Raw genomic sequence first — 1390 nt, 5'->3', positions numbered from 1 at the left:
GAAACGTTAAAGCAGAAGTTGCTACAGCTTGCGCAAAACGCGGAAACGTTAAAGCAGAAGTTGCTACAGCTTGCGCAAAACGCGGAAACGTTAAAGCGGAAGTTGCTACAGCTTGCGCAAAACGCGGAAACGTTAAAGCAGAAGTTGCTGCAAGCAAAGCGGAAGTTGTTACAAGATTCAGTCGCTCCCTTCGACTTCGCTCAGGGAGCTTCGACTTTGCTCAGGGAGCTTCGACTTCGCTCAGGGAGCTTCGACTTCGCTCAGGGAGCTTCGACTTCGCTTAGGGAGCTTCGACTTCGCTCAGGGAGCTTCGACTTCGCTCAGGGAACTTCGACTTTGCTCAGAGAGCTTCGACTTTGCTCAGGGAGCGGGAGCGTTTTTGTGGTCGAAGCTAGTCATAGTCAGCCTACTGTAATGAGTTTCATTTTGACATTCAGCTAACTTATGCAACAAATTTGTATCCCCTGAAATTAGAGCTTGCTTCTTCTTTCGACTCCAACCTTGCACTTGTTTCTCACGCTCAAAAGCATCTACTACGTACTGATAATACTCACAAAAAACTAGTTTCACAGGCAACCGTTTTGCCGTGTGCTTTGCGCCCTCACCTTGTTGATGTTGCCACAGCCGCCGCTCAAGATCCGTTGTACTACCTGTGTAGTAGCTACCATCAGCACATTCAAGAATGTACATATAAGCCATAAATTGATTTGCGCGATCGCTTTCTATTAAAAAAGTGTTTCCTAAGCAAAGTGTTCCCTGAGCGAAGTCGAAGGGAACACTCTCCTGCTAAATTTTCAGCATCCTTGTAAAACTTGAATAGGAGTCAACTTTAGGTCAGCAAATACCAGTGAAGCGATCGCCTGTTTTCATCAGTGCATTGTTTGACTTTTGTAAGCGATCGCTCCGAAATACCGAAAGTGCGATCGCCTGTTTTAATCGGTGCGATCGCAGTAGCAGTAATTGATTTCCTTAAGCAAAACTTTTCCTGACTTGTGCCGAGCAGAGCCGAGGTAGCGAAGTCTAAGGGAACATTCTAATTGCTCTTAGTACCAATGCCATCGCAGAGGGTGCGATCGCGATCGCTCACATTGGGATTTAATTGTAAATAAACACGTAGCCTATTGCAACTGTAGCTCATTAGATCGTTGAGGCTACCAGAAATTATTAAATTCTTCAGGTGATTTGGGTACATATTCCAGAGTTTTACGGTATTGTCAGCACTAGCAGAAGCGATGGTCTTGCCATCGGGGCTGAATGCTACGCTAAAGACATAATCGCTATGCCCGTTGAGGGTGATGATTTCCTTCCCTGTAGCCGCATTCCAGAGTTTCACGGTTTTGTCACCACTAGCAGAAGCGATGGTCTTGCCATCGGGGCTGAATGCTACGCC

2 protein-coding genes are annotated in these 1390 nt (G+C 46.4%); both read right to left on the bottom strand.

Annotated elements, in window-relative coordinates; genetic code table 11:
* Positions 1-360: 360 nt before the first annotated feature.
* Complete coding sequence (locus tag RMY16_RS32385) at positions 361-699, bottom strand: GIY-YIG nuclease family protein (RefSeq protein ID WP_322668632.1); 339 nt, start codon at positions 697-699, stop codon at positions 361-363.
* Between the two features lie 334 nt (positions 700-1033).
* Positions 1034-1390: WD40 repeat domain-containing protein (locus tag RMY16_RS32380; protein ID WP_322739810.1), on the bottom strand; the 357-nt coding region annotated here is incomplete at its 5' end.

Origin of the sequence: Nostoc sp. DedQUE12b, from assembly GCF_034530835.1 — a bacterium.
In the GTDB taxonomy this organism is placed as follows: Bacteria; Cyanobacteriota; Cyanobacteriia; order Cyanobacteriales; family Nostocaceae; genus Nostoc.
This window is presented reverse-complemented; position numbering and strand designations above follow the sequence as displayed.